The sequence below is a fragment of the Verrucomicrobiota bacterium genome (assembly GCA_016200005.1).
Lineage (GTDB): Bacteria > Verrucomicrobiota > Verrucomicrobiia > Limisphaerales > PALSA-1396 > PALSA-1396.
The window spans coordinates 30,862-55,514 of record JACQFP010000084.1 but is presented as its reverse complement, the minus strand read 5'-3'; the positions used below and the strand labels follow the sequence as shown (position 1 = coordinate 55,514).

Below are 24,653 nucleotides of genomic sequence, written 5' to 3'. Positions count from 1 at the left end.
GTCCGGGAACACGCTGAAGCGTGAACTCCAACAGCCCATCACTCTCACCCACCAATCAAGAAACTCCTTGCGCTTTTCCGCTGCCAATAAATATCTTGAACGAACAACTCCTGAATGGGATCGAACTAAAACGTCTGCGACAATTTATGAAGCATATCAAAATTCTCCTCCTCAACGCCTTTCTCGGCATCCTCGTTTTCGCCACCTCGACTTCCGGGCTTGGCGCGCGTGAGGCCACGCCCGCCGAATCGCTCACGGTGCTGCCCGGTTTCAAGGTCGAGCTGCTCAAATCAGCCGAGACCGGCGAAGGCTCGTGGGTCAGCATGACGATCGACCCGAAAGGCCGGTTGATTATTTCGCCGCAAAATAAAGAACCAATGCTGCGCCTGACCCTCGACGCCAGCGGCCACGTCGCCAAGCTGGAGAAGATTGATCTGCCTGTGCGCGGCGCGATGGGCCTGCTCTACGCCAACGACAGTCTGTACGTCAACGGCCAGGGCGATGAAGGCTACCACCTCTACCGCCTGCGCGACACCAATGGTGACGACCAGTTCGACAGCGTGGAGTTGTTGCGGAAATGGCAGGGCGGCAATGGTGAACACGGCGCGCATGGCATTGTGCTGGGTCCGGACAAAAAGCTCTACACCGTTTGCGGTAACTTCGTCGGCGTGCCGACCGACCTGCTGCCTTCGTCGCCGCACAAAAACTACGCCGACGACATCGTTCTGCCGCGAGCCGAGGACGGCAACGGATTTGGCGCGGGCAAGAAACCACCCGGCGGTTTCGTTTTGCGCATGGACCTCGACGGCAAGAACGCGGAACTCTTCGCGTCTGGCGAACGGAACACTTACGACATCGCATTCAATTCCGAAGGTGAACTCTTCGGGTTCGACAGCGACATGGAATGGGACTGGGGCATGCCGTGGTATCGACCAACCCGCGCGTGCCATCTGGTGAGCGGCGGCGATAATGGTTTCCGCGAGGGCACAGCCAAGTGGCCGGAATATTATGAGGACAGCTTGCCGCCCGTGGTCAATATCGGCATCGGCTCGCCGACGGGCGTGAAGTTCGGAACGAACAGCAAGTTCCCGAAGAAATATCAAAAAGCGTTCTTCATGATGGATTGGTCTTATGGACGCATCTTCGCGGTTCACCTCACTCCCAAGGGCGCAACTTACGTCGGAACTTTCGAACCGTTTGTCCAAGGCAAGCCACTCAACGTGACTGACCTTGAATTTGGCAAGGACGGCGCGATGTATTTCACGACCGGCGGACGCGGAACCCAGTCGGGCCTTTATCGGGTGACCTATGTCGGGCAAAGCGTCAACGAGCCGAAGAAATCGAAGGAGGAATTGCGTGCCGAGAAATCCGCGGCCGACGCGCGCGCTTTGCGTCACCAACTCGAGGCTTTTCACGGTCACCAGAATCCCAAGGCGGTCGCGTTTGCCTGGCCGCACTTGAACAGCGACGACCGCTTCATTCGTTACGCCGCGCGCATCGCGGTCGAATCACAGCCGGTTGCCGAGTGGAAGGACAAAGCGCTCACCGAGACCAAGCCGACGGCCGCCCTGACTGCGCTGCTGGCGCTGGCGCGTTATGGCGGAAAGGAGTTGCAGGCAGAATTGCTGGGCGCGCTCAAAAAGTTTCCACTCGATTCGCTCGATGAAGCACAGAAGCTCGAAAAATTTCGCGTGATCGAAGTCAGCTTCGCCCGCCAAGGCCGTCCGTCCGATGATCTGGTCAAGCTGGCGACCGAAAAGCTCGACCGTCAATATCCGGCGAAAAGCTGGCCGCTCAATCGCGAGTTGTCACAGTTGTTGATTTATCTGGAAGCACCGGATGTCGTGACGAAGACGCTGGCGTTGCTCGATGCCGCGCCGACACAGGAGGAGCAGATTCATTACCTATTCAGCCTGCGGACTCTCAAGACCGGCTGGACAATGGAACAGCGCAAGCATTGTTTCAGTTGGTATAACCAGGGCCGCGCCGGGTTGAATCATCCGGCGGAATTGGTACAATGGTTCAAGGACGCTGGACGCGATTACAGCGACGGCTCCAGTTTCCCAAAATTCATCGGGAATTTCCGCCGGCAGGCCGTCGAAAATTTGACTGATCAAGAACGCGCGGGGCTTGCGACGGTCCTCACCGCTCAATCGACGGCCGTCAAACCTCCGGCAGCCACGCGCGCCTTCGTCAAGGAATGGAACATGGATGACCTGCTGCCGTTACTGGATCAAGTGGGCAAAGGCCGTTCGTTTGCGAAGGGCAAGGAAGCCTTCGCCGCCGCGCAATGCATCACCTGCCATCGGTTCGGCAATGAAGGCGGCGCCGTTGGTCCGGATCTGACGGCGATTTCCAGCCGCTTCACTCGTCGCGACATTCTGGATTCGATCATCGAACCATCCAAAGTGCTTTCAGAACAGTATCAAAACATGACGCTCACTAAGACGGACGGCGAGGATGTCACTGGACGCATTCTGGAAGAAGGTGACAAAGCAGTGGTGCTGCTCGTCAATCCGTTGACGGGTGAGCGCGCCGAAATCCCAAAGGCGGACATTCAAAAACGGCAGGCGTCCAAGCTCTCGCCGATGCCCACCGGGCTGGTGAGTGGTCTGTCGAAGGAAGAGATTTTGGATTTACTGGCCTACCTCGAATCGGGTGGAAAAGAAAACGCGCCAGCGTTCAAGAGCGCCAAAAACTGACGCGGTCGCGGATGAAAAAGGTCAACCTCAACGACATCCCGTGGATTGAACGCAAATCACCGAAAGGCGATTATCACCGTTTCCGTCGCGATGTGGCCCTGGCATTTCGCAGCGCGAAGACCGGGCCGAAACTGCCGCCGGGCGTGCCGTTCGAGGTTGAGTTGATCCGCATGCCGCCCGGCGCGAAAAACTTTCCCTTTCACAGTCACGCCGCGGAATGGGAGTTTTACCTGATCATTTCCGGCACGGGTAAAGTCCGCGCCGGCAAGGTGACGCGCAGTCTCAAACCGGGCGATTGCGTCATGAATCCGCCCGGTGAGCCGCATCAGATCAACAACACCGGCAGGGAGGACTTGCTGTATTACGTCATTGCCAACAATGCGCCCGCGGACTTTTATCATTATCCCGACTCCAACAAATGGGGCGTCTCCTGGGACGATCCGCCGACGTTCCGGATGAAGGCAGCAGACTATTACGAAGGTGAGGAGTGAGGTTTCGGCAATGCTGGGTGAAACTGCTGCTCTCCGGCCGGTTTGCTTGAAAGCCCACGGCCTCGATCAGTTTTAAGGCGGCCCTCCACTCAAAGTCATGGTGGCTGTTTCAATTTCCGTCTTGCGACGCAGGATCACGACGTGCGCTTCTTGTTCAGCAGGGTAACAGGCCGTCATGTCGGATATCCGCATCAAAACCCAGGGTTGAAGATTGTTTATCCCGTTTTTCGTGAATACAAAATCAGCCGCGATATAAACGCAGCAATGGATGGCCTCACCGGCTGGATTAAAGAGGACGACGAGATCACCCAGGGTCGGCTCGTCGTTGATGCGAACATAGTCGGAATGAAAGACCTGACCGGCGTATTCGCGGTTGAACAGGTTCGTGTCGGCCGCTCGATTGAAGAAGTTCAGGGCGGTGAAAAGACAGTCTTCCTTCGTCGTAGTGGGATCATCCCATGAATCGGGAAACGTATAAAGCCTCAACCGCGCAAAAGGAGGCAGCAGGCTCGAAACACTTATGGAAGCGCCGCCGGGCACATGGGCGAGAGAATCCAGCAACGGCTTGATGATTTTCTCACGCCCGCCCTTGCCCCAATACTTCACGAGACTGTCCACGTCAGAGTCCGGCATCATCCGAAGTCGCAGGCGATACGCCGGCACTTGATACAGGGCTGCGACGGCTTGAGCAAACTCCCGCGGCGCGAACACGCCGCAAAGCAGTTGCAGGTCAGCAAAACAAACGCACCCACTGTCCGAGTATGTCAGTTTGCGGATCAACCCGAGTCGGGCGCGCGACAGTCTGCTTTCACTAAAGCGCTTTTCCAGACCGTCGGGCGGAAAGCGAAATGGGTAAGTCTGCGGGTAATTGCGCGGACTTTTTCCCAGCGTGGAATAAATCTGTTGGCGCGCCAGACCATTAAGCGACCACAGAACCTCGGTGGGTGGCAGGAGGACGCAGCCATTCGAGACAGCATTCCACCATCGATGGTCCAACAGGATCGCCTGTTCTGCTGCCGAGAGATCGCAGGCCAGGAGAAACTCGCGCAGTCGCTCTTCAGAAAAGTTTTCGAAGAACCACTCTGGCTTCTTGAGCCTCAGCGGACGGTCGGGAAAAAATTCATCCGGGTTGATCAGTGGGATTTTGAGGAATTCGATGTGTCCCCACGGGGGCACTGTCTCTTCGACCTGGGGTCGGCGAACCTGACCACCACGCCGGGGCGAACTCTGCCACTGTTCCGAGGCAAGCTGCGAACGAAACGCCAGCGACATGCCGACGAGCGTTACCGTGATCCCCAGGCAGAAGAACAGTCCACATCGAATCAGACCTTGATTTGAGTTTTGCATGGCGGCAATTGCGACTTGCGGTGAAACTTGGCAGCAATTTTAACGCCGCGACATGGATATTGTGCGACGCTGAGAATCCTGATTAAAAACCAAAAAAAACTTCAAAATGCAGACACAACCCTATAGAAACATTCCACTATGAACACAGTCACCGCGCTCAAAACTGTCTCAAAAAATGTCAAACCACGTGTCGAAAGCGAACTTTCGCGCACGGGAGGATTGCTGCGGCTCACCCCCAACTGGGTGCCGCGCTCATTTCTCCAGCCTGGTCTGCGCATCAAGCTCCACCCCGACGACACCTACGCCTACGGCGCAAATCGAGGCGGCATTGACGAGCGCTGGTTTGCCTCCACGACTGAAACCGCCAATGAAGGTCGCGCGTCCGACGAGGGCCTGAGTTATTGCGTCGTCGGCAAGGAGCGATTCACCTTGCGGCAGGCAGTCGCCGATTGCGGTGCAGCGCTCGTGGGCAAGACGATCTGGAAGAAGTATGCCAAGTGGCCGGTCTATTCCAAATTCTTCGACAACATGGGACCGATTCCGCATCACATGCATCAGAACGCGAAACAGGCGAAGCTCGTCGGACAGGAAGGCAAACCGGAGAGTTATTACTTTCCGCCGCAGCACAACAACGTCGGTAATAATTTTCCCTACACGTTCATGGGCTTGGAGCCGGGCACGACCAAGGCGCAGGTGCGCAAATGCCTTGAGGATTGGAACAAGGGCGACAACGGCATTCTCGATCTTTCCAAGGCGTATCGTTTGAAGCCCGGCACCGGCTGGTTGATTCCGCCGTGTATTCTCCACGCGCCCGGCTCGCTCTGCACTTACGAGCCGCAATGGGGCAGCGACGTTTTCGGCATGTATCAAAGCATGGTCGAGGGCCGTTACGTGCCGTGGGAATTGCTCGTGAAGGACATGCCCAAGGACAAACACCACGATCTCGACTTCATCTTGGACCAACTCGATTGGGACGCGAACGTGGATCCGAACTTCAAGGACAATCACTACCTCGAACCTGTGCCCGTGGCCGACACACGCAAGGCCGGTTACGTGGACCGGTGGATTGTTTATGGCAAGATTGAGGGCGATCAACTCTTCACGGCGAAGGAACTGACCGTCGATCCCGGCGTGAAATGCAAAATCAAGGACACGGGCGCTTACGGCCTCATCTGCGTGCAAGGCACTGGCAAGATCAACGGCCAGCCGCTGAACAGTCCGAAGCTCATTCGCTTCACGGAACTGACCGAGGATGAGTACTTCTGCACGGAAGACGGCGCGAAGGCGGGTGTTACGTTCGAGAACACGAGCGAGACCGAGCCACTCGTGACGCTACGTTACTTCGGGCCGGAGGTGAATCCGGATGCGCCGGAGATGGGAGCTTACAAGAAGAACAATTATTGATTTTGCTGTTGTGTCGAAAAACGCAGTCGTTCGACGATAACAATTCCCGGCCGCGCTCAACGTAGGTATTATAGGGATCTTATGCCCATCAAGTGCGATTGTTGCGGAGTGCAAACAGAAATCGCGGAGAGTTTCGTCAAAGAGCGCAAGTCATTCCAACGCCACACCAAGTATTACTGTCCGACCTGCTGGTCAGAGCGACAACTCGCCACGCACAAGTGGTCTTTGTTGTGGACGTTCGGAATTGGAATTATAGGTGCGCTTCTGATATGGTGGTCACCCGAATTCGGAACAGGATGGTTATTGACTAACCTCTTTCTCTTTCAGTTCTTTCTAATCCTCACAATAGTGCCGCACGAGCTCAGTCATGCTCTTATAGCACATTACGTTGGCTTTCGCGTCTTCGCGGTGAACATCGGATTCGGCCAGAAGTTGTGGAAAGGGAAATTCCTTGGTTTGGACGTCGAGTTGAAGGTGATTCCAGTCGGCGGCGTCACTCTTGTGGCTCCGCGCGAGACAAAAAGATTTCGCCGCAAACTTTTTCTAATTGTTGTCGCCGGTCCGCTGATTAATTTGGCAATCGCATTACTGACGATGGCATTCGCCGGAAAGGGCGTGTGGAATTGGAATCAAGTGGATCAAAGACCTATTCCTCTCACGATGCTGTTTTACGCCAACGTATGGGTTCTAGTGTTTAATCTATGGCCCCGCGTCATAAAATTGTTAGGCAACACTGCTTCGGATGGCAAGCAACTCTTAAACATTCCATTCCTCAAATCCGGCAAAATTGAAGAGGCTCATGCGTTTTGGTTCGCTGGCGAAGCTGCGCGGTGTCACGATCGTGGTGACTTTGAAGATGCAAATCTGTGGTTCGAAAGGGGCCTGGCTCTTTACCCAAACAATGTACTTCTGCTCAACGGTCGCGGTCTTCGTTTGCTTCAACAGAGTAAATACGAAGAAGAGCGCAACTGCTTTTCGTCATTGCTCAAATCCGACTCCGAGAAGCCGGCCTTCCGAGCAGTGATCTTGAACAACATCGCTTACACAAATGTGTTGATCGGCAAACAGGAATTACTCGACGAAGCAGACCGATTTTCACAGGAAGCGATGGCGAATCTCGGTTCAATGCCATCGATTAGAGGCACAAGGGGTGCCGTATTGGCGGAACTTGGACGTTTCAACGAAGCCCTGCCGCTCCTCCACGACGCGATGCAAAGGGGTGCAAGCGCCTCTTCGAAAGCGCAGAATGCCTGCTTGATTGCCATGGCTGAAGCACGCCAGGGCAATGTTTCAGGAGCGCAAAAGTTTTTATTTGAGGCGCGCAAGCTGGATGCCAGATGCCCTCTCCTGGAGCGGGCCGAAGTGGTTGTCGCCGGGTAATAATGTCTTCGCAAAGAAAAAGAATCGACCGGTTTCTAATGTCCTCTTGTAGTATGTTTCTGTATTACAGTTAATTTCGCGGCTTCGACTATTCCATGCTAATCACGACGGAAGTACGACTTCCAGAGGAGCAGCGTTGACCGACTTGGTTTTTGTCGCTAGAGTCGCGGCATGTTCCTAAGTATTTGCTCTTCAATTGTAGCGACTCGTCACCGTTTTCTCGCCACACTGCTGCTGATCGGCGGGGTTGTATCGGTAGTTTTCCAACCGGCTCCCGCGGCCGAGACGACGAGCAAGAAGCCTTTGCGCATTCTCCTGATCACCGGCGGGTGCTGCCACAATTACTCATTCCAAGCTGAGGCGCTCAAGGCCGCGGTGGCGAAACTGGCGCAGGCGGAATGGACGGTGGTCAACGAGGGCGGCACCGGCACTCAAGCGATGATTCCGCTCTACGATAATCCGAACTGGGCCAGAGGGTACGATGTGGTGGTGCACAACGAGTGTTTCGCCGATACCAAATCGCCGGAATACGTCCGCAAGATTACAGCAATGCATTACATCGGCGTGCCAGCGGTGGTGATCCATTGCGCCATGCACACATACCGGGCAACGGACATCGACGACTGGCGGGAGTTTCTCGGCGTCACCAGCCGCCGCCACGATCGCCAAGGGCTTTACCCCGTGAAGAAGGTCGAGCCGAAGAATCCCATCCTGAAAGGGATGCCGGACGATTGGGTGACACCCAAGGACGAACTCTACGTCATCGAGAAGCTCTGGCCCAACGCACGCGCATTGGCGACCTCGGTGAGCGAACAAGATGGTAAAACCTACCCGGTCGCCTGGATCAATCAATATGGCAAGGCGCGCGTCTTCGGCACGACCTTCGGTCATTCGGACGACACATTCAGAGACACGGCGTTCCTCAACCTGGTTTCCCGCGGATTGCTTTGGGCAGCAGGTCGGCTGGAGAATTGAGGGTTTCACATTGCGGAAAAGCCCTTGAAGGGACGCCCGGCAGCGCGTCGCTTATGCGCGCAGGCAGGGGGTTGAGCTGCCGCTCGGCCCGGAATTACGTGGTTTGTGTCGGACCTATTTCGGACAATCCTAAATTCACTTTTGAAGATTAAATGAAAGACAGAGCTTGACTTTGCCATGGGACGCGCCATACTTCAGAAAGTAAAACAAACCAAAAATCAACAGGAGGTACCCATGACTCTTCTACAACGCTGCGGAAACTATGCGACACTAATCGGCCTCGTGGCCGCCAATGGAGCCTTTGCTCAGATTAGTACCATCAATTCGGCCAACTACCATCCGCGAGAGTTCAACGATGTCCCCGGCTCGACGCTCACGGTTGTCGAGAATTATCCCGCTCTCATTTCCTTTGATGATCAGAACGTCAGCGCACCTTCTGGGTTCGCCAACCGGCATGTCTGGCGCTTCTCGAACAACTCGGGCGTCAGCGCCTACCAATTCAACAATAATGATTTCTTCAGCGTTTCCATGACCGTAACGTTGACGGGCAGCCCGATTTCCCCGCGCAAGGAAGCCGGTTTTCTGCTCGACACGATCGGCGGTCAGGGCCAGTTCATTATCAACACTGACGGCCATGAGATCGTCGCATTCGGTGGGCCGTTACCCTTTTACGCCTTTCCCAGGACTTTCAACTCCGGCGACACGATAACTCTGGGTATGACTTACTTCCTGAACAGCAATGGCAAGCGCGCGATCATCTACTCTGCCAATTGCCTGCAAAGCCCGCCTTTGGAGTTCAGCAATCTTGAGCAGGGGATCATCGACAACAGCACGCTCGGGGGCTATTTCCAGATCGTCAATGACTCCTCGAATCCCAGCAACTCCGGGACGGCGGTTTACGAAAATATCAACATCGGCCCGACCGATTTGGACGGTGATGGAGTTCCAGACGCACTTGATCTGTGTCCGAATACCCCCCCGTGCTCGATCGTGGATGCTCAAGGCTGCAGCATTGATCAACTCGCCCCTTGCAGCGGTCCAGCTTCCGGCGGCGTCTGGAAGAACCATGGACAGTACACTTCCGCAGTAGCGCAGGCGGCAGGACAGTTCCTGGCGCAAGGTCTAATTAGCGCAGATGAGAAGGACGCGATCGTGAGAGCAGCGGCTCAATCTCCATGTGGCTCCAAGAAGTAGATGTTTCGTCGAGGGGACCGAGTTGAAAGATGCGGTAAGACCTTTGATTTACCGTAAACGGCATCGCCGGTGGCCGGCGATGCCGTTCTCCGTTCAGATTACGGTGGGACTGGAGAGTATTTATTTCCCGCTTGCCGAGGCGAAACCAGGTGAAGAGGTTGGGTGAGTACTCGACTTCAGAAGTGCTGCACGCAGTCCTGTTAAATGCTTTGCCTTCACACCGCCCGACACGCGGCAGGCGTTTTGCAAGCCAATTGAAATGCAGGAGGCGATGATAACCATAGGCAAGCTCTTCCTCCTGCCCGCTCTGATAGCCGGGCTCGGCTTGATACTAGCGGGTCGGGTGACAGCGCAGACCTTCACCGTGCTTCACACTTTCACGTCAGCTTCTGGTCCCAATGCCACCAACAGCGACGGGGCTAATCCGTCCGCCGGTTTGATTGTATCGGGAACCACCTTATATGGGACGGCAAAGTATGGCGGGAGTTCGGGCTGGGGCACGGTGTTCGCCGTCAACACGAATGGCTCGGGTTTTACGACCCCGTATAATTTCACTGGAGGCAGCGACGGAGCTAGTCCGTCTGCCGAATTATTTTTATCGGGCAACACCCTCTATGGGACAGCGAGTGCTGGCGGCAGTTCGGACGCTGGCACGGTTTTCGCCGTCAACATCGATGGCACAGATTTTACGGTTCTGTATGGTTTCACGACGACTGATCTCGGCGGCAAGAACAGCGATGGAGCTTATCCGTATGCTGGTTTGATTTTGTCTGGCAATACCCTTTATGGGGCGGCGAATGATGGCGGCACTTCGGGTCATGGCACGGTGTTCGCCGTCAACACCAATGGCTCGGGTTTTACGACTCTACACAGTTTCAGTAGCGGCAGCGGCGGAGCTTATTCGTCGGCCGGTTTGATTTTATCGGGAACCACCTTGTATGGGACGGATTATGGCAATTTGGGCAAAGGCACTGTATTCGCCATCAGCACCAATGGCACGGATTTCACGAACTATTACGCATTCACGCCGGGTAGCTTGAATGGCAATGGCATCCTCACCAACAGCGATGGAGCGAATCCACATGCTGAATTGATTTTATCGGGCAACACACTGTATGGAACGGCAGAGTATGGCGGCAGTTCGGGCAAGGGCACAGTGTTCGCAATCAACACTGATGGCACAGACTTTACGAACCTTCATAGTTTCGCGGCAGGTGCATATAATTCTTCAGGTTTTTATACCAACAGCGACGGAGCCAATCCGTCGGCCGGATTAATTTTATCGGGCAACACCCTGTATGGGACGGCGTATTTTGGCGGCAGTTCGGGCAATGGCGCGGTGTTCGCGATCAACGCCGATGGTACAGGTTTCACGAATTTGTATAGTTTCACGGCGACCCCTCCTTATCCTCAACCTCAAACCAACAGCGACGGAGCCAATCCGTCTGTCGGTTTGATTTTATCGGGCGACACCTTGTATGGGACGACGGCGTATGGCGGGAGTTCGGGCAATGGCACGGTATTCAGTTTGTCGTTCGCGCCGCACCTGACAATCTTTCCTTCTGGAACAAATGTTATTTTGACCTGGCCGACCAATGTTGCCGGGTTCGATTACACCGGGTTCATTTTGCAATCCGCGCCGGCCGTCACCGGCACGTTCACCAACATTCCGGGCGCGACAAGTCCTTACACCAATCCGATCGCCGACCCACAACAGTTTTACCGGTTAAGCCAGTAATTACCCGGTTGCCGGTGCTCGAATCTCGAACAATTTGTGCCTACGGAGAGCCGAATTGGAAGACGCGATAGAATCGTTGAGGTACACTGAACGGCATCGCTGTAGTGGCCGGTGGGCCACTGTCGGTCCAGCTTGCGGTGGAACCTGCGGCAATCAATTCCCCGGTTGGCGAAGCGAACCAAGTGCTCAAGTCAGGGGAATATTCCACTTGATACGTACGGCCGGCTTGGGCGTTCCAAGTCAGGCTGAAAGCGTTTTGGTCCGGCAGAGCCTGCAAGCTGGCCGCCATAAACGGTAACGAGACAAACCCTGCCCGTTGCAAACCACGTTGGATTTCCTCGTTCCGCATGAACAGCCGCCAGACCCGCTGATTGCGATAGTTCTCGATCATAATGACGATGGGACCTTGATCAATTCCCAACTCGTCCGAACCATACCACTGCGCGCCCAGGTTAAACGCGTCACGGAAGCCGTAGGCTGTCCAAATGTTCCTCCGGAAGTGGCTGTAAAAATAGCGCAAGGTCGGCAAAGAGAATTCAGGAGTGAAGGGCATGGAACCACCAGCGGCGGTCGGAGCAATCGTGCCATCATCATTTTGGGCCGGTGGAGCGCCGCGCGCGGCATAGCCCGTAGGCCCGTCACACGCAGTCAGTCCCCAAACGTTGCTGCTGTAGCCAACGTGGATGAACGGGTCGGCAACGGCAATGCAGTAAGCCCGCTGGGCCAGAGTCGCACGCCGTGAATTCTCGAAGTAGGTGCTGTCGTGGCCGTTCATGTAAGGGTCGGCAACATGCCGGAAATCAATCCAGCAGTGGGAGTATTGGTGCCCAAACAACGGCGGAAACGGCACGAAGGCCTGACCATAATTGGTCGCCCAAGTGTATCCGCTGGTCCATCGGCCCCAGGCGGATGCGGGCAAGGGATTGGTCACAGTGCCAAGGCCGAGCGCATAGACAATCATACCCTCGTTATACCCAATCCAATTGTTCGCGATGAAGCTCCCTGGCGGGAACCAGCCCATGGAAACAACGTTGGTCCCTTGGGCCATCCAATTCCAATCCACCCAATTAAATATCGCGTCCGCCATCATCCGGATGGTGGTCTCATCGGTGTTGGTGCCATCGAAATACTGTTTGCAGTAGAGTATTCCGGCCAGCAACAAGGTCGTATCAATGGAAGACAGCTCCGAGGAAGGGGAGCGCAGAGCGGTGTTCATTTCCAGGAAATGGTAGAACCATCCTTTGTATCCGATGGTGCCGGAGGTGTTGCTGCCTTGCGGCCCGTTGAGAAAAGTATTCAAGGTCGTGAGGACCCGCACCACGCCCCGACTTCGTGAGATCCAGCCATGGTCAATACCAATGCCGATAGCGGTCAACCCGAATCCCACCGCCGCAATACTGCATGGGGAAGTGGTCGTGCTCCGATCCGGTACCAAGCCGTTGCTCGGATTCGCCAGGTACCAAAAGTAATCGAAACTGGTCTGCTGAACGTACTCCAGGAATTCATCGTCGTCCGCAAATGGACGAGGCACTGCGGCCAGCGTGGTAGAAGGGATGCTTTCCTGGGAACTTGTGGTCAATGCCGTGACCTGGTAAAAATTTGTTTGCCCATTTACGACACCCACGCTGAGATCACAGAAACCCGGCGACGTCACCAAGCTCGGACTCTGCGCGATGAACGGGCCTCCGTTACTCAGCGAACGGTACACACGATAACCCGCCAGGTCGCTTTCAGAATTCCTGTCCCAATGCAAAACGATGCTTTGATCTCCCGCCCGGCTCACAAATCCGGTGGGGGCTTCGATGGCGACCGCGGTTCGAAAAGTGATCGCCAGGAAGAGAATCAGGAAAACGAGAGTTCGTTTCATAACGGGTCAGCGCTCAACTGAAACTCAACTCATCACTCATGTATTTGGCGCCGGCGACAGCTTACGGGGCGACGACCTTATAGAACCGTTTGGATGGGGTCGAGGGGTCGCTCGCGGATTTAATCGTGCCGTCACCGAGCACGGTTGTCAGAATGGTCCAGTTTCCCGTGTTCAAATCATTCCGATAGAACACACGGTACACGACACCGGCCTGGGTTGGGAAAGAAATGATAATGTTACCAGCCGACCTCGCCGCCGACGCGTTGATCCCGACGGTGGGGACCAGCATGAAGAAATTTGGATTGTTGTCTCCGGACGTTGTGATGCGCAGCGTGCCCAGACCGTTCGGCTTCACGACGACCGGCGCAGCGAGCCCATCATCCGTCAACGGCACCCAATCATAGATATTATATCCGCGTCCGACGGTACCCCAGTGGCCGAGCCGTTTGGTCACCTGATTGGTCGTACCTGTCCCGCTGACGACCTGATCCAGATAGATCGAATAGCTGCCGAGGCCAGAAAAACGTCCATAAACATTAAAGTTGCCCGTCGGATAAACACGCGTGTAGTTAGCCCAGTCCCCGTTCCCAAACCAAGTGAGATCATAATCACGCGCGCCCACGTCGATGAATCTTTCCCTTAGGTAATCCTTTGTGAGGTCTTCGGGAATGCCGTCGGTCCGATACGTGAACTGCTGATCAAGAAATGGGCTGTGTTGGAAATCAATGTTGGTTGTTGCCCCGAGACCTGTGTACGATTCCGGGAACCAGGGACTGACGTACTGACCGCCATCATAATCGAAATCCTCCGCCTCAACCATGTAATTGGTCTGGCTGAAGGTATCGAAGTGATTCGTCAAGCTGATGCCGTGATTGAGGGAATTGGTCACGGTGACGATTGCCACGTGGATCGCATTGGGCAGGAGTCCCGGATAAACGACATTCTTGGTGGAGGATGAGCCAGTGATAACCAGGTTCGAGGAGACGTCAATCCCGTCCAGGTTCACTTTGATGCCCCCGGCAGGAAACGTGGCGCCCGACGAAAAAACTGAGAAACTGAGCGCGTTGGTGTACTCGAACGGATGGGTGCCGCTGGGATAAAGGTTGCTCAACTGAGGCAAATCAATTTGAGCGGCGACGAGCATGAAGAAGCCCGGCAGGAGGTTACCGCCGCTGGTGACGCGCAAGGTCGCTTTGCCGTTGAGGATCACGTTTGCGAGGAAGCCGTTGGTGTCCTTCAGATAAACGTTGTCAAAAGTGCTCCAGCCGCGGCCGTTGGCAATCGTGAAGGTGCCCAAATCCGTGGTGGTCATGTCGTTGGTGTTCACCTTGCTTAAGGTTAGCGTCCCGGTTAGACCTACATCGGTTGCGAGGCGGGCGATAACCCAATTGGTGCTGTTAGGCCAGTCGCGAGTGTAGTTCACCCACTCGCTGAAGTTAAACGGGTCAATTCTGTAATCGAGCCTGCCCGCAACAAAAAAGTTCTTGCGCGAGTAGTCTCCCGATACATCGGTGGCCATCAGGTCACTGGGGCGATACAGATGACCGCCGCCGCCATTCAAGTTATGCTCGTCCACACCCTCCACGCCCACTTTCCCGAAGTAGCAGTTGGGATTGCCATTGGTGCTGCAGAGGTCGGGATTGTTGATGTACATCCCGCTGCTAAAATCGAAGTCCTCGGCCTCCCACAGATACACGACCGGCTCGATTCCGACCCAAGTGGTTTCGAAGTAGGTGCTCGCGTTCGCCGTGAAGTTAGAGGCGTCCGTCACGGTGATGGACGCCGTGTAGGTCAGGTTAGACTGGAGTCCGTAATAGGCCACGTTTTTGTTCGAAGTGGAACCGCTGATCGCCAGACTCCCGGAAACATCGACTCCGTTCACCAGAAGGTGAATGCCGTTGCTGTTGATGGTAAAACCGCTCGGCGAACTGACGTTGAAGGTGATGCCGTCACTGGGATTTACGAAGATCATGTTCATCGGGAAGAGATTGCTGATGACGGGCGGGATTGGGCCAACGATTTGGTTCAGCACAGCATCGTCGAAATAACAGGACCCAGCTCGGTTGCCGGCCGCAAGATAAGCATAGCGATAGCGGACGGTTGTCGTGCCGAGCGGCGCGACCAACTGACTCACCGTACCCGTCACCGCGTACGTGGTGAAATATGGGTCACCAACAGAAACCGGCTGAGACAAATCGCAAACGTTCGTTACCGAATATGGGAACCAAGCGTCTGTCCCCACACTGGCGGCGAAATTATCGGATTTGTACAGGGCGAGAACATTACTGCTAGCACCGAGGAAGGACACCTCAATCCAGACCAGGCAATCCGGCCCCAACACGTCGCTTCCTATCGTGAAGAACCATCCGCTGGCTTGATAAGTCGAACCCGGAGCACTGCTGAAGTTCTGGTAGATGCCCGCCACATTGTTCGTGCCGTTATAAACTGCGTTCCATTGCTTCCAAAAGAAACTCCCCGAATGCGCAGGGACGTTGTTCTCGATCCAGTAATCACCGGGATTTGGAGCCGACGGCGGCGAAAAATACGTCCAGCCAATCGGAACGATGCGCGCCTTAGCATTATCCGCCTCGAAACTTGGGTTGACCAGAATATTGCTGGCGCGAACCGGGCCAGCGGCCAGCACCAAGACTGCGGCAACGGCCAGAAGTGTGAAGTTTAAGCACTTGAATTTCGGTTTCTCGTTTGGGTTCCGAGAGCACCAACAATTGCCCGGTACGGAGTTTGTGCGTTTTTCCATCGACGAATGGGTTTTTTGCTTCCCCGGTGCGGTTTGCACACAAGAAGGCTCCTCACTATTCCCTACGAGGCCGGGTTGTCAATCTCTCATTACAAAAACGCCGACCGATTCAGTTGTGAAGGATCCAGAAGGCGTATTAAAATTTCGTGGCGGCTCGGGGCGGCTGGATCAATGAAGCCCGATGGCGGCCCCGCGCTGCGAATAAATTCACGCCTGGTCAATTTGGCATTGATTGAAAAAGTCTCCTTGTTAACCTTTCGCCGGACTTTCCAAACCAAACTGTTTTATGAGCGCACAACACAGCCATAGCAATTATCCCAAACTTCACAATGCCATGTGGCCCGGCCTCGTCGGCAAGGGCAGTCCCGGGGCTGAACCGGGCATCGACCTCGACACGATGCTCGACCTCACGGCCAAAGCGGAGGTGGACGGCATCAAGTTCGACGGCGTGGACCTGTTCCTGTTCGATCCCCACGTCAGCATTGATTCCAGTGACGACGATCTAAAAAAGCTTGCTGACAAGATTCGCGCAAAAGGATTTGTTGTCGGCTCGGTCGTCGCGCCAGTGTGGCCGCCCACTGGAGGCGGCTCCGCCATGGGCAACGACGAAGAACGCAAGCAGTTTCTGGAACAAGTTCGCAAAGCGTGTCGCATCGCCAAAAAACTGCGTGATCTTGGCGTTCGACCTTACGGCGTTGTGCGCATTGACTCCGCTGCCGGCGTCGCGGATTGGGCCAAGGACCCTGAAACGAATCAAAGGAAAATTGCCGGGACGTTTAATGAAGCGTGTGACGTGGCCGAAGATTATGGCGAACGCCTCGCGGCGGAAGGCGAGATTTGTTGGGGCGGCATGCACAGTTGGAAAAAGATGGTGGACCTGCTTGAGCGAGTGAACCGGCCGAAGACGCTCGGCTTCCAGGCCGACATGGCGCACACGCTTCTTTACATCCTTGGCTACAACGCCACGGAAGACGCGATTCTCCCGCCGGACTGGGATTGGTCCGATCCGCATCGGCTGGACGCAGCATTGAAAACGCTCACGGAGGCGCTTCGTCCCTGGACCATTGATTTCCACGTGGCGCAGAACGACGCGACTGTCAAAGGCTCCGGCTCACACGACAAAACGGGCCATCACTGCCTGCCCAATGATCCCAACGGGAAACTCACCATCGCCCACCATGCCGGTTATTGGCTGCATGGCGAAGAGGGTCAGCTCACGAAAAATTTTCGTCACATCTGCTGGGACGGTTGCATGTTCCCCAATGCCGTCATGATGCAACAACAAACGTGGAACGACATTCTGGCGACCATGATCGCGGTTCGTGACGCCCACGGCTGGCGAGAAGAAGCTGCCGAAGTCAAGCCGGCCAAAACACCGCAGCCGATTGTAGTAAAGAAAGCTGCAAAGCGACCGATGAAAAAGAGGGTCAAAGCCAAAGCCAAACCGGTCGCAAAGAAAAAGACACCGCAAAAGATTGCCAAGAGGCCAACCAAACGACCGGCAAAAGCCTCCGCCAAGAGAACAGTCAGAAAAGCAACAAAGCGCGTCCTAAAGAAAACCGCAAAGAAACAAAAAAAGTGATTGCCCTAGGCCAACAACTCCTTCGACCTTTCATATCAAACCGTGCTCGAAAACCTTCTGCGCACGCGACGCCGACAAGGCGACGAAGAGGTTCAAACATATCTGCTGGGACGGCTGCATGTTTCCGAACGACGTGATGATGAAGCCGGAAACGTGGAACCACATCCTCGCCGCGATGATTAAAGTGCGCGAGAACCACGGATGGCCCAAGTAACTGAATTCTCTCTTGCTTTTACCAAGCTGGTTCAGTTCAGAACTTTCCTTGACGAGTAGATTTCAGTTTCGACAACACCGCTTCACGGAGCGAAAGACTGTTTGCTGGTTTAAGATCAATATCTTTGTGGGATGATGTTTCATTCAGCAGTTTGTAGTAGAGGAAATTGCCGAGGGCGCTTTTCTCATCGATGTAGGTACGCGAGGCAAAAAATTGGTTCAAAGCATCGAGCATGGCGGGTTTGTTTTGATCAAGGTAGCAAATCAGAACGTGTTGGAATAATCCGCTTTCCCGACCGCCAAGGAAAGTAACGGCGTCATTTGTCTTGAGCTTAAATTTCTCGATCCAAATCCAGCGCAACACAACCCAAGAGTCGTCTTTGCCGAAGTGCCGAAGGGCCTCTTCATGGGCACGGTTGTTCGGGTCGCGCACCGCTGGTAAAAGGGGAAGAAACTTCATCAGTCGTTTCGCTGCACTGTCACTCCCCTTGTTACTTTCGTAGCGCTCGATTAAATCGCGGACGCCTTGCTCCAACTCGTTGGAATTGTCTTGTACCGCGGCGTCCCAAACATGCATGGTCATGTCCGAGAAACTGCCCGAAGCGCTGTCATCGAGCGCCATTTTGCGCATGGCAGGGTCCTTCAAGCAATAACCAGTGACATAAGCAGTTTTGCCCATGTTGTTGGAGAAACTTACAGGGTCAATCAGGTTTCTACGTGCCTGAGTATAGAAGCGTCGCGCAGACTCGAAGGCACCCGCCACAACGTAATTGCGGAAGACACGATCTTCCAATCCTGAGTCGGGGTTGCGCCAATAAATTTTTTCCACCTCCTGTGCGCGCTCAAAATTATGCAGTCCTTGGAATTTGCGTGTATAGACACAGCGCACGTAAAGCTGCGATGGCTGCGGGAGACTTTCTGCGAAAAGATTCATCATTTCTGCGCCTCGGGGGATTTTCTGTAATACTTCCTTCTTAAGCGAATCGAGATAGTTCAAGATTTCGACCGTGGCCAGCGAACCTCCGTGGTCATGCAATGCGTCCGCCAAGTCAGGAATCTCGCCAATCGCCTCCCCGTCCCACAAGTTCCTGGCCTGCCATTCAAAGTCGCGAGGTCGAAGCCAACAGCGTTTGACAAGCAATCGCGCGCGCTCCTGTTGCGAAAGATTGGAACCGAATGGCGAGTCATTGTATCCGACTCGACGAAAGAACCCGTCCACCATTTGGAGTCGCAGAAGAGATTCAGCATAATTATAAAGTTTGGCGTTTTTGGACGATTTGAAGAACGGCATAAGGCCATCCAGTTCACCGGTGGTGATTTTGAAAATGGTTTCTCCTTGTTCGGGGATACCCCATCGATGGGCAACAAAGCTATAGCGACTGCCCATCTGCAGGCCGGTCATTTCCCAGCCGTAATTTAAAATGTCCCTCGCGGTGACTACTGCGGTTGGGGTGAGCATGCCTAAGCCTTCTTTGTGTGCCAGACGAAGTAACGCAGCCATCTCCATAAACCCGATCAAGCTGGCATCGCGGTCCGATTTTATTGCCGGTTTTTTTGAAAGTGTGTTGGTCGCAGTTTGAAGCGCGCTGGCGTAATCGCGATAGTCCGTGACTGTTGGTTCATAGGCAGAAATCAGTTTCAACCACTCAAGCCGCGAAAAAACGGCCCATCCTCCATTAAGAATGTGTCCGCCGGAAATACTCGTTCGCGTTGCAAAGAGTGGCGCGTAATTGTGCAGCGCAGACAATTGTTTCCGCGAACCGGCCAGGTCTGTGATCAAGTCCCCAAGCTGTTGTCCAGTTCCGTTTACCAAAACATCGTAAGCGAGCATCGGCATCGCCATGGAAAAATTCGTGGATTCGGTCGCAAACAAAAACACCTCTTTGGAAGTCGGTTTGCGCAACCAGATGTTCCAGCCAGCCTGTTGCGCTGTGGTCTTTTCCAATTTGACCGGATGAGCCTTGCCCCAAATTTCGGTGGCCATTCGCTCACGACCGGCTTGAAACAAAACCGGCGTCCATAGGTCATCCATCGACGTCGCGCCGGCTTGTTCCGCGATGGCGAGCCAGGTCGCCCCCCGCGCCAGAATCACAGGGTCGAGAGTCAAGCGATCCGCCGTGGTTGGCAAACTCGCATGGGTCAAAAGGCCAGCTAGTTGCGGCAGCCAATTCCAATCCGAAGTTCTGCTTTTCGGGAGCAAGTGCAGTGCTGCCATTAGACCTTCTTCACGCGAGCTCCCCATCCCCTCTGCTCCCCGCCAAAATAATTCACGAGTTTCCTTTGGAGTCATCGGTGATAACCCACTCCAACCCGCCATCCATAATTGTTTGAAAACCGCGCGGTAAAATTCAGGCCCAGCCTTTAAACGCTCCGCCGGATATGAAACAACTGCCGACTTCGCGGGTTTCCGAGAAGCGTCGAGCCAATGAATCTCCCAAACGGTTTGGCTTGGCTTCGTCGTTAATTGATAAGTAACTTCAGTCAAATTGGTACCATGAAGGCCAGCCAGCCACGCCAATACGCGCGCCGCTTCAACCACAAACACTCGCTGCACCGGATCATGGTACTCCGTGTCGGGCGCGTAGAATTGAGCGGAAACCTTGATGGGGAAGACAAGCCATAGCGCCACTGCAGCGCCACACAAATTGTTGGAGGCTTTCACAGCGGGAGTTAAGAGGATTCATTCCCGAAAGTCAACTTGTTCATCAGCCTTTGTTCATCAGCCTTTTCGAGCTTGCGTTTAAGGTGCGTTTCTTTTCAACCTGACAGACAAACAATACTATGAAAAAATTAAACCTTGGACTCATCGGTTACGGCTTCATGGGCCGGACACACTCAAACGCGTTTCGCAAGGTCAACAACTTCTTTGACCTCCCCTATCAACCCGTCCTCAAGGCCGTCTGTGGGCGCGACGCCGGGAAAGCCAAAGCCTTCGCCAGCAAGTGGGGCTATGAATCCGTCGAAACGGACTGGCGCAAACTCATCGCGCGCGACGACATCGACCTCGTCGATATCGCCGCGCCGAACAACGTCCACGCTGAGATCGCCATCGCTGCCGCCAAGGCCGGCAAAATGATTCTATGTGAAAAGCCGCTCTCGATGGACGGCAAAGAAGGCGCAACGATGGTGAAAGCCATCGAGAAGGCCGGTGTGCCGAATATGGTTTGGTATAACTACCGCCGTGTTCCCGCTGTCACCCTGGCCAAACAACTCATTGACGAGGGCAAGCTCGGTCGCATTTTCCATTACCGCGCCAAATTTCTTCAGGACTGGACGATTTCGAAAGACCTGCCGCAAGGCGGTGCCGGCCTTTGGCGACTCGACGTGAAGGTCGCCGGCAGCGGCGTCACGGGCGACCTGCTCGCGCACTGCATCGACACCGCCGTCTGGTTGAATGGCAGTATCGACAACGTGAACGCCATGACCGAAACGTTCATCAAAGAACGCCAACACACGTTGACCGGCAAAGTGGAAAAAGTCGGCATTGACGACGCTTGCGCCTTCCTTGCCCGGTTCAGCAACGGTTCGCTCGCCACGTTTGAATCCACACGCTATGCCCGCGGACACAAGGCGCTTTACACTTTCGAGATCAATGGTGAACACGCTTCGATTTTCTGGGACCTGCATGATTTGCATCGGCTGCAATATTTCGAGCACCGCGACGAGGGGCGCGTGCGCGGCTGGCGCTCGATCCACGTCACCGACAGCGATCATCCTTACATGGGTAACTGGTGGGTGCCGGGTCTGCAAATCGGCTACGAACACACATTCGTTCATCAAGTGGCCGATTTTCTCACCGGCCTCGGCAACCGGAAGCCGGCCAGCCCGACTTTCCGCGACGCATTGGAAACACAATACGTCTGCGATGCCGTCTTGAAATCGGCCAGGACCAACAAGTGGGAAAAAGTGTCGAAACTTAAATGAATCTTTTTGACGTTCATGCCGTCTTTGGAAATGATGTTCGAAAACTGAAACCACATTTATGTTGAACCACAAATTAACCTTGTCGCTCACTATTGTCTCCGTGCTGGCGATCTCCGTCTTCACGGTGGCTGCCGCTGAAAAAAAAGTCGATGTCAGCAAACTGCCGCCCGCTTCCGACAAAAAGGGTGTCACCTACGCCAAGGACATCAAACCCATCTTAGAAAAGTCCTGTTTCAAATGTCACGGGCCGGACAAACAGAAAAGCAAACTTCGCCTCGACAGTCTGGAAGCGGCGTTGAAGGGCGGTGAGAATGGGCCGGATGTCATTCCCGGGAAAAGCGCCGGGAGCACGCTCGTCCACAACGTCGCCCATATTGGCGATGAGGACGATTACATGCCGCCGCCTGACAACAAGGACAAGATTCCGCCACTGACCAAGGAGCAGATTGGGTTGATCCGCGCCTGGATTGATCAAGGTGCGAAGTGATTTCGAATCTGAGAAGCGCGTCCGCTTTTCAATCGGTGCACTTGCAGTTTTCGCCGCTGGTCATCCAGCCATTGGTGATCATGTAGGCCGTGCGGACGCAAGGCACCCATTCGGCATGGCCGTCGGCGAAACCCCAGTTCCATCCCTTCGCGCCATGATTGTTGGCGGGATCAGGACAATTATTATCAGGGTTGCCGGGCAAAAATGGATCATCGGCATCCAGCACAATCACGACGCGCGTCGGCCCTTTCAGGACGGTCTTGGGTGACTTCCGCAATCCGATCGGGTAGGTCGCATTCGGCAATCGCCGCCCAGTGTCAGGATCGATTTGGAAAATACCGAAGAACTCGTAGCTGTGGCCGTACTTGTAAACTTTCGAAAGACGATCGCCATGACAGGTGTTGTTCAAGTCGAGCAATTTCTTTTTGGTTGCCGGATCTTCGAAGACGTCGGTCCTGATTTGATTGCGTGTACTCGGACAGAGAAACGTTTTATAATTGGAAACAAAGCTCGGGTAGAGTGACTGTGGAGCGGCATCATCGCCGATGCTTGCGGTGTAATAAAAATAATCCGGCCACTCGTCGGAGTACAGATGGCAGCCGATCATGATCTGCCGCAAATTGTTGAAACACGCGGCGCGATGGGCTTTCTCCTTCGCCCGACTCAACGCCGGTAACAACAACCCTGCCAGAATCGCAATGATGGCGATGACCACCAGCAGTTCTATGAGAGTGAAGGCAACAGGGCCGGAACGACGAAAATGAAACTGCCGGGCTTCACCTCGACCTGCCGTTGGCTTCATGATCTTTTTGGAGTCAGTTTCAATTCTCCAACGCCTTGGGCGGGCCGAGGATGAACGAAGCGAGCATCGCTTGGCGCGCCGTGCGCGGGTTGCGAAACAGTGAAACAACCTGCGCGACTTCCGGCGAGTCGGTCTTGTGCTTGACCACCGCGGCCTGCGCGACGTGCTGCCCGGTGACTTTGCTCATACGGTCCGCCACCGCCACATCGAGTCCGCTTGCCTTTTGGAAGGCGAAAGTCGCTTCGGCCATTGAACCGACGTGGCCGAGATGAGTTTCAACTTTCTTGTTGAGTTGCTCGACCCGTTGGGAAGCGGAGGAAGATTCCGTGAGCGTTACCAACGGACGGGCTGGCGCGGACGATGGGTGTTCGACAACGGGCCTCACTCTTGGCGGCGGAGCAGGAGCCGGCTTTTTTTCAAAAACGAACACCGGCGGAGGTGGCGGCGCGGCTGGTGCATCGCCTTCCAGCAAACGGCGCAGTTCCTCTTCCCAACTCACAGACTTCGTTTGGCGAGGAGCGGCCGGCTGCGTCCGGGTCGGCGCCTGTCCGCGTTGTGGAGGCTCGGAAGGTGGTTGCGCCTCTTGATCATTGGCGGCCGCGTTTCGTTTCTGCAACCAATTGTAAATCGCCGAGCCGATGCCGATGGCTATAATCACCCAAAAAGAATCAAACGCAGCGAACATGGTTCCAACGATTGGATTCATCGGCATCATGTAGGGCAACATTCCAATTATTTCTTTTCCTGACTGCCGGTGCCGGCGATGCCTTCGCGCATGCCCGTGTCCGCCTGAATGTTTTTCATCCGATAGTAATCCATGACTCCGAGATTGCCTTGGCGGAACGCTTCGGCCATGGCCAGCGGCACTTGCGCCTCCGCCTCCACGACGCGCGAGCGCATTTCCGCAACGCGGGCGATCATTTCCTGTTCTGTTGCCACAGCCGCAGCACGGCGCACTTCAGCTTGCGCTTGGGCGATAAGTTTGTTGGCTTCGGCCTGTTCGGCTTGCAGTTTGGCGCCGATGTTTTCACCCACGTCCACGTCGGCGATGTCGATGGAAAGAATTTCAAAGGCGGTGTTTGAATCGAGCGCCTTGTCGAGCACGGTCTTGGAAATGCGGTCCGGGTTTTCGAGCACAACCTTGTAACTGTCCGACGAGCCGATGGTGGTGACGATGCCTTCCCCGACACGGGCGATGATCGTCTCCTCCGTCGCGCCGCCTACGAAGCGGTCGAGGTTCGTGCGTACCGTCACGCGCGCCTTGGCCTTCACGACGATGCCGTCCTTGGCGACGCCGTCAATCGTGCCGCGGCCAGAGGCGGGATTCGGGCAATCGATGACCTTGGGGTTCACGGAGGTTTTCACCGCTTCCAGAACGGTCTTGCCCGTGCCCTTCGTCGCGAGGTCAATCGCGCATGCGCGGTCGAACACGAGATGAATGCTGGCTTTCTTGGCCGCGATGAGTGCGAGCACCACCATTTCCACATTGCCGCCGGCAAGATAGTGTGTGGAAAGATCGTCGATGCTGACGTCCAGACCCGACTTCACCGCCGTGATGCGGCTGTCCACGACCATGCCGACGGGGACTTTGCGCAAACTGAGCGCGATCAATTCGAAGAACCCCACGGGCGCCCCGGAAACCGCCGCGCGGATGAAGATGCTCAAAAAGTTGAAGGCCCAAATGAGGATCCCCAGTCCGATGACCAGGACGATACCCCAAACAATCAGTTGCCCTGGAATCGCGCCGACAAGAATTGGATATGTGTTCATATATTAGTTGTTGAGTTTG

The 24,653-nt window shown here is 55.0% G+C and carries 17 protein-coding genes; 10 read left to right on the top strand and 7 right to left on the bottom strand.

All coding sequences use genetic code 11. From position 1 onward, the window contains the following. The first annotated feature begins 146 nt into the window (after positions 1-146). Positions 147-2,702 (top strand): c-type cytochrome, encoded by a 2,556-nt coding sequence (locus HY298_26380; GenBank protein ID MBI3853785.1) that lies wholly within the window; start codon positions 147-149, stop codon positions 2,700-2,702. Between the two features lie 11 nt (positions 2,703-2,713). After that, positions 2,714-3,193 carry a cupin domain-containing protein gene (locus HY298_26375; GenBank protein MBI3853784.1) on the top strand — a complete coding sequence of 160 codons (480 nt, stop codon included), beginning with the start codon at positions 2,714-2,716 and terminating at the stop codon, positions 3,191-3,193. Between the two features lie 72 nt (positions 3,194-3,265). Here the strand turns inward: HY298_26375 and HY298_26370 are convergent, their stop codons facing one another. Beyond that, positions 3,266-4,540 carry a hypothetical protein gene (locus HY298_26370; protein ID MBI3853783.1) on the bottom strand — a complete coding sequence of 425 codons (1,275 nt, stop codon included), beginning with the start codon at positions 4,538-4,540 and terminating at the stop codon, positions 3,266-3,268. Between the two features lie 138 nt (positions 4,541-4,678). Between HY298_26370 and HY298_26365 the strand changes: the two genes are divergently transcribed. The 5 genes from HY298_26365 (at position 4,679) to HY298_26345 (ending at position 11,231) form a co-directional block, all read left to right on the top strand. Beyond that, positions 4,679-5,944: a hypothetical protein gene (locus HY298_26365; GenBank protein ID MBI3853782.1), complete on the top strand. Its 1,266-nt coding sequence runs from the start codon at positions 4,679-4,681 to the stop codon at positions 5,942-5,944. 108 nt (positions 5,945-6,052) lie between these two features. After that, on the top strand, positions 6,053-7,324 hold the full coding sequence (locus HY298_26360; protein MBI3853781.1) for a site-2 protease family protein: 1,272 nt from the start codon (positions 6,053-6,055) through the stop codon (positions 7,322-7,324). Positions 7,325-7,495: 171 nt separating this feature from the next. Continuing rightward, a complete protein-coding gene (locus HY298_26355) occupies positions 7,496-8,299 on the top strand; it encodes a ThuA domain-containing protein (protein ID MBI3853780.1) in 804 nt (267 codons plus the stop codon). Positions 8,300-8,533: 234 nt separating this feature from the next. Next, positions 8,534-9,493: a hypothetical protein gene (locus HY298_26350; protein MBI3853779.1), complete on the top strand. Its 960-nt coding sequence runs from the start codon at positions 8,534-8,536 to the stop codon at positions 9,491-9,493. Positions 9,494-9,764: 271 nt separating this feature from the next. Further along, positions 9,765-11,231 (top strand): hypothetical protein, encoded by a 1,467-nt coding sequence (locus HY298_26345; GenBank protein MBI3853778.1) that lies wholly within the window; start codon positions 9,765-9,767, stop codon positions 11,229-11,231. A gap of 40 nt (positions 11,232-11,271) precedes the next feature. On the opposite strand, the gene HY298_26340 is transcribed toward HY298_26345, so the two are convergent. Next, entirely contained in the window at positions 11,272-13,098 is a 1,827-nt protein-coding gene (locus HY298_26340) for a Tat pathway signal protein (protein ID MBI3853777.1), read from the bottom strand. Between the two features lie 61 nt (positions 13,099-13,159). Beyond that, positions 13,160-15,856, bottom strand: coding sequence for a hypothetical protein (locus HY298_26335; GenBank protein ID MBI3853776.1), 2,697 nt, complete (start codon positions 15,854-15,856; stop codon positions 13,160-13,162). Between the two features lie 334 nt (positions 15,857-16,190). Here HY298_26335 and HY298_26330 point away from each other — a divergent pair, with 334 nt between their 5' ends. Beyond that, on the top strand, positions 16,191-17,438 hold the full coding sequence (locus HY298_26330; protein ID MBI3853775.1) for a TIM barrel protein: 1,248 nt from the start codon (positions 16,191-16,193) through the stop codon (positions 17,436-17,438). Between the two features lie 250 nt (positions 17,439-17,688). Here the strand turns inward: HY298_26330 and HY298_26325 are convergent, their stop codons facing one another. Further along, positions 17,689-20,313: a hypothetical protein gene (locus HY298_26325; protein MBI3853774.1), complete on the bottom strand. Its 2,625-nt coding sequence runs from the start codon at positions 20,311-20,313 to the stop codon at positions 17,689-17,691. 119 nt (positions 20,314-20,432) lie between these two features. Between HY298_26325 and HY298_26320 the strand changes: the two genes are divergently transcribed. Further along, positions 20,433-21,575 (top strand): Gfo/Idh/MocA family oxidoreductase, encoded by a 1,143-nt coding sequence (locus tag HY298_26320; GenBank protein ID MBI3853773.1) that lies wholly within the window; start codon positions 20,433-20,435, stop codon positions 21,573-21,575. A gap of 58 nt (positions 21,576-21,633) precedes the next feature. Continuing rightward, positions 21,634-22,062: a hypothetical protein gene (locus tag HY298_26315; protein ID MBI3853772.1), complete on the top strand. Its 429-nt coding sequence runs from the start codon at positions 21,634-21,636 to the stop codon at positions 22,060-22,062. A 28-nt stretch (positions 22,063-22,090) separates the two neighbouring features. On the opposite strand, the gene HY298_26310 is transcribed toward HY298_26315, so the two are convergent. From HY298_26310 to floA, 3 genes are read right to left on the bottom strand one after another with little or no spacing between them, the layout of a single operon-like run. Beyond that, complete coding sequence (locus HY298_26310; GenBank protein MBI3853771.1) at positions 22,091-22,864, bottom strand: type II secretion system protein; 774 nt, start codon at positions 22,862-22,864, stop codon at positions 22,091-22,093. Positions 22,865-22,883: 19 nt separating this feature from the next. Further along, positions 22,884-23,570 carry a hypothetical protein gene (locus HY298_26305; protein MBI3853770.1) on the bottom strand — a complete coding sequence of 229 codons (687 nt, stop codon included), beginning with the start codon at positions 23,568-23,570 and terminating at the stop codon, positions 22,884-22,886. A 26-nt stretch (positions 23,571-23,596) separates the two neighbouring features. After that, positions 23,597-24,634 carry a flotillin-like protein FloA gene (gene floA, locus HY298_26300; GenBank protein ID MBI3853769.1) on the bottom strand — a complete coding sequence of 346 codons (1,038 nt, stop codon included), beginning with the start codon at positions 24,632-24,634 and terminating at the stop codon, positions 23,597-23,599. Positions 24,635-24,653: the final 19 nt, after the last annotated feature.

Bases quoted from the DNA above. Each gene is read 5' to 3' on its own strand.
- HY298_26380 (MBI3853785.1), top strand. From the start codon at position 147: ATGAAGCATATCAAAATTCTCCTCCTCAACGCCTTTCTCGGCATCCTC.
- HY298_26310 (MBI3853771.1), bottom strand. From the start codon at position 22,864: ATGAAGCCAACGGCAGGTCGAGGTGAAGCCCGGCAGTTTCATTTTCGT.
- HY298_26330 (MBI3853775.1), top strand. From the start codon at position 16,191: ATGTGGCCCGGCCTCGTCGGCAAGGGCAGTCCCGGGGCTGAACCGGGC.
- HY298_26370 (MBI3853783.1), bottom strand. From the start codon at position 4,540: ATGCAAAACTCAAATCAAGGTCTGATTCGATGTGGACTGTTCTTCTGC.
- HY298_26305 (MBI3853770.1), bottom strand. From the start codon at position 23,570: ATGAATCCAATCGTTGGAACCATGTTCGCTGCGTTTGATTCTTTTTGG.
- HY298_26320 (MBI3853773.1), top strand. From the start codon at position 20,433: ATGAAAAAATTAAACCTTGGACTCATCGGTTACGGCTTCATGGGCCGG.
- floA (MBI3853769.1), bottom strand. From the start codon at position 24,634: ATGAACACATATCCAATTCTTGTCGGCGCGATTCCAGGGCAACTGATT.
- HY298_26355 (MBI3853780.1), top strand. From the start codon at position 7,496: ATGTTCCTAAGTATTTGCTCTTCAATTGTAGCGACTCGTCACCGTTTT.
- HY298_26335 (MBI3853776.1), bottom strand. From the start codon at position 15,856: ATGGAAAAACGCACAAACTCCGTACCGGGCAATTGTTGGTGCTCTCGG.
- HY298_26340 (MBI3853777.1), bottom strand. From the start codon at position 13,098: ATGAAACGAACTCTCGTTTTCCTGATTCTCTTCCTGGCGATCACTTTT.
- HY298_26350 (MBI3853779.1), top strand. From the start codon at position 8,534: ATGACTCTTCTACAACGCTGCGGAAACTATGCGACACTAATCGGCCTC.
- HY298_26345 (MBI3853778.1), top strand. From the start codon at position 9,765: ATGATAACCATAGGCAAGCTCTTCCTCCTGCCCGCTCTGATAGCCGGG.
- HY298_26315 (MBI3853772.1), top strand. From the start codon at position 21,634: ATGTTGAACCACAAATTAACCTTGTCGCTCACTATTGTCTCCGTGCTG.
- HY298_26365 (MBI3853782.1), top strand. From the start codon at position 4,679: ATGAACACAGTCACCGCGCTCAAAACTGTCTCAAAAAATGTCAAACCA.
- HY298_26375 (MBI3853784.1), top strand. From the start codon at position 2,714: ATGAAAAAGGTCAACCTCAACGACATCCCGTGGATTGAACGCAAATCA.